The organism is Rathayibacter sp. AY2B9 (assembly GCF_002931595.1).
In the GTDB taxonomy this organism is placed as follows: domain Bacteria; phylum Actinomycetota; class Actinomycetes; order Actinomycetales; family Microbacteriaceae; genus Rathayibacter.
Genome location: NZ_PSUB01000036.1, coordinates 1 through 3560 on the forward strand (window position 1 = coordinate 1; position 3560 = coordinate 3560).

A 3560-nucleotide genomic window follows, 5' to 3' on the forward strand; every position below is an offset into this window, starting at 1 on the left:
TTCTCGCGGATCGCGGCCGAGACGACGGCCGCGGTGTTCGTCACCACGGTGCTGGTCGTCGAGGTCCCGCAGCTCTGGCTCGCGCTCCTGCTGGCGGTCGCCGGGCGGGCGGGCGGCCTGGCCGCGGCGCTCGGCGCGGTTCGCGAACTCCCGGGCCTGCTCGCGCTCGAAGTGCTGCGCCTGCTTCTGCTGGTCGTACTCGGTGTACGCGTCCACGATGCGGCCGACCAGGCTGTGGCGCACCACGTCCTCGCTGGTCAGGCGCGAGAAGTGGATGTCGTCGATGCCGTCGAGCACGCGCGTCACGAGGCGGAGTCCGCTCGCGCCGGTCGGCAGGTCGACCTGGGTGATGTCGCCGGTGACGACCATCTTGGAGCCGAAGCCGAGGCGGGTGAGGAACATCTTCATCTGCTCGGGCGTCGTGTTCTGCGCCTCGTCGAGCACGACGAACGAGTTGTTGAGCGTGCGCCCGCGCATGTAGGCGAGCGGTGCGACCTCGATCGTGCCGGCCGCGAGCAGCTTCGGGACGATCTCGGGGTCCATCATCTCGTTCAGCGCGTCGTAGAGCGGGCGCAGGTACGGGTCGATCTTGTCGGTGAGCGAGCCTGGCAGGTAGCCCAGCCGCTCCCCCGCCTCGACCGCCGGGCGGGTCAGGATGATCCGCTCGACCTCCTTGCGCTGCAGCGACTGCACGGCCTTCGCCATCGCCAGGTAGGTCTTGCCGGTTCCGGCCGGGCCGATGCCGAAGACGATGGTGTTCTGATCGACCGCGTCGACGTACTCGCGCTGCCCGAGCGTCTTGGGCCTCACGCTCCGTCCGCGTGCCGTGAGGATGGCCTGGCCGAACGCCTCGGCCGGGCTCACCGGCCCGCCGTTCTGCAGGATGCGGGCGGACTCGCGCACGCCCTCCGGGTCGAGATCGTGCCCGCTCGCGGTCATGCGCACCAGTTCTTCCACCAGTCGCGTCGCCGCGGCGACGGGCTCGCGCTCGCCGTCGAGCGTCACCTCGTTGCCGCGCACGTGCACCCGGACATCGGGGAATCGTCCTTCGACCGCTCGGATGAGGCGGTCCTGGGGTCCGAGGAGGCGCACCATCGCGACTCCGTCGACGGCGACGACGCGCCGCGTCGTCTCGGACGCGTCCGCGCCGGGGGCGGGACGCTCGTCGGGGCTCGCGCCCGTGTTCTCAACCGGTGGCAAGGGAGCCTTCCGTCTGGTGGCCGCCCAGGACGTGGGCGTGCACGTGGAACACGGTCTGGCCCGCCTCTTCGCCGGAGTTGAAGACGAGGCGGAACTGACCGTTGCTGTGGGCATCGGCGAGCGACTGGGCGACCTGCACCATCTCGGCGAGCAGGGCGGGATCGGCGGCGGCGAGGGCGGCGACCGTGGCGTGCTCCTGGGTCTTCGGGAAGACGAGGAGGTGGACGGGCGCCTTCGGCTCGATGTCGGTGATCGCGAGGATGCGCTCGTTCTCGAACACCACATCGGCCGGGATCTCGCCCTGGACGATGCGCGTGAAGACGGTGGGTTCGCTCATGCACTCATCTTAAACGGGGCCCGTGCGCGACGGGCGCCGCGTTCGCCCACGGCACCCTGCTCCGGCGCCCCGAGGCGGCTGTGGAGGAGCGTCACCAGCGGCCCAGGCGGGCCGAGAGGACGGCGATGGCAGCGGGACCTGCGGTCGAGGTGCGCAGGACGGAGTCGCCGAGCGCGACGGCCTCGGCGCCCGCCTCCGCGAGCAGCCGCAGCTCCTCCGGAGCGATGCCGCCCTCGGGCCCGACGACGAGCACCAGGTCGCGTCCGTCCGGGACCACCTGGGAGAGCCGCGCCTGCGCCGAGGGCTCGAGGACCAGCACGCGGGACGTCGCGGCGCGCGCGACGAGACCTCGCACCTGCTCGAGCGGCGCGACCTCGGGCACCCGGGGGCGCAGCGACTGCTTGCTCGCCTCGCGCACGATGGCCCGCCAGCGCTCGCGCCCCTTCTCCTCCTTCGGGCCCGACCACCGCGAGATCGACCGCGCGGCCTGCCACGGGACGACCTCGTCCACCCCGAGCTCGGTCGCCGCCTGCACGGCGAGCTCGTCGCGGTCGCCCTTCGCGAGGGCCTGGACGAGGACAAGGCGCGGGGACGGAACCGGGGACTCCTGCACCGACTCCACGACGAGCACCACTCGCGCCGGCTCCGCGCTCTCGACGACCGCGGTCGCGACGAGTCCGCGCCCGTCACCGACCCGGACGCTCTCGCCCGCGCGGATCCGGCTGACGGTCGCGGCGTGCCGTGCCTCCGCGCCGGTGAGCGCGAGCCGGCCCCCGACGACGAAGCCGCCGGAGTCCAGCGACTCGTCGATGTAGTGGTGCGCCACGGGCTCAGCCCAGGAAGCGGTCGCGGAGCTTGGAGAACAGGCCCTGCTGGAAGTGGGTCAGCGCGGGCTTCTGCGGCTTGTAGTGCTTCGCGAGCTCCTGGACCAGCTCCCGCTCGCGGTGGCCCAGCTTCGTCGGGGTGACGACCTGGATGCCGATGCGGAGGTCGCCGCGTCCGCTGCCGCGCAGGCGCGTGACTCCGCGGCCCTTGATCGTGACGATCTCGGTGCTCTGCGTGCCCGGCTTGATCTCGATCTCGATGTCGCCGTCGAGCGCCTTGAGCGACGCCGTGGAGCCGAGGATCGCGTCCGTCATCTGCACCTCGAGGGTGCAGAGCAGGTCGTCGCCGTTGCGGCTGAAGACGTCGTGGTGCTTGACCTTGATCTCGAGGTACAGGTCGCCGTTGGGGCCGCCGGCCGGGCCGACCTCGCCGCTGCCGGGCATCTGCAGGCGCAGGCCCGTATCGACTCCCGCGGGGACGTCGACGGGGATGGTGCGGCGGGCGCGGACGCGTCCCTGGCCCTGGCAGGTGGAGCAGGGGGTCGCGATGACGGTGCCGTAGCCGCGGCAGGTGCCGCAGGGGCTCGCCGTCATCACGTTGCCCAGGAGCGAGCGGACCGTGCGCTGGATCTGGCCGGAGCCGTGGCAGATGTCGCAGGTCACCGGCGAGGTGCCGGGCTGGCAGCACGAGCCCTGGCACGTCTCGCAGAGCACCGCCGTGTCGACCTCGAGGTCGCGGTGGGTGCCGAAGATGACCTCGTCGAGCGAGACCTCCACGCGCAGCAGGGCGTCCTGGCCGCGCTCACGGCGGGAGCGCGGGCCGCGGGACGAGCCCTGCGCGCCCTGCCCGAAGAAGGTCTCGAAGATGTCGCCGAACCCGCCGAAGCCCTGGGCACCGCCGCCGAAGCCCTCCTGGGGCCCGCGGTCGTACTGCGCCCGCTGCTGGGCGTCGCTCAGGACGTCGTAGGCGTGCGTGACGAGCTTGAAGCGCTCGGAGGCGTCCGCGCTCGGGTTGACGTCGGGGTGCAGCTCGCGGGCGAGTCGGCGGTACGCCTTCTTGATCTCGTCGGCGGAGGCGTCGCGGTCGACGCCCAGCACTTCGTAGTGATCGGCCACAGGTGGCTTCGTCCTTCGTTCGTGGGTCGGTGGGCCGGGCACGGCCGACCGACCCACGAACGAAGGACGAAGCCACCTGTGGC

The 3560-nt window shown here is 72.3% G+C and carries 4 protein-coding genes; all 4 read right to left on the reverse strand.

The window, feature by feature from the left end; translation table 11 throughout:
- The coding region (locus C5C25_RS16150; RefSeq protein ID WP_104251192.1) for a PhoH family protein at nucleotides 1-1095 on the reverse strand (1095 nt) is incomplete at its 3' end.
- 91 nt (nucleotides 1096-1186) lie between these two features.
- Complete coding sequence (locus tag C5C25_RS16155; protein WP_104225201.1) at nucleotides 1187-1537, reverse strand: HIT domain-containing protein; 351 nt, start codon at nucleotides 1535-1537, stop codon at nucleotides 1187-1189.
- A gap of 91 nt (nucleotides 1538-1628) precedes the next feature.
- Entirely contained in the window at nucleotides 1629-2363 is a 735-nt protein-coding gene (locus tag C5C25_RS16160) for a 16S rRNA (uracil(1498)-N(3))-methyltransferase (protein WP_104225202.1), read from the reverse strand.
- A gap of 4 nt (nucleotides 2364-2367) precedes the next feature.
- Nucleotides 2368-3477: a molecular chaperone DnaJ gene (dnaJ, locus tag C5C25_RS16165; protein WP_104251191.1), complete on the reverse strand. Its 1110-nt coding sequence runs from the start codon at nucleotides 3475-3477 to the stop codon at nucleotides 2368-2370.
- Nucleotides 3478-3560: the final 83 nt, after the last annotated feature.

What these genes read in the sequence shown, in the direction of transcription:
- C5C25_RS16155 (WP_104225201.1), bottom strand. Translation starts at nt 1,537, where the DNA reads ATGAGCGAACCCACCGTCTTCACGCGCATCGTCCAGGGCGAGATCCCG.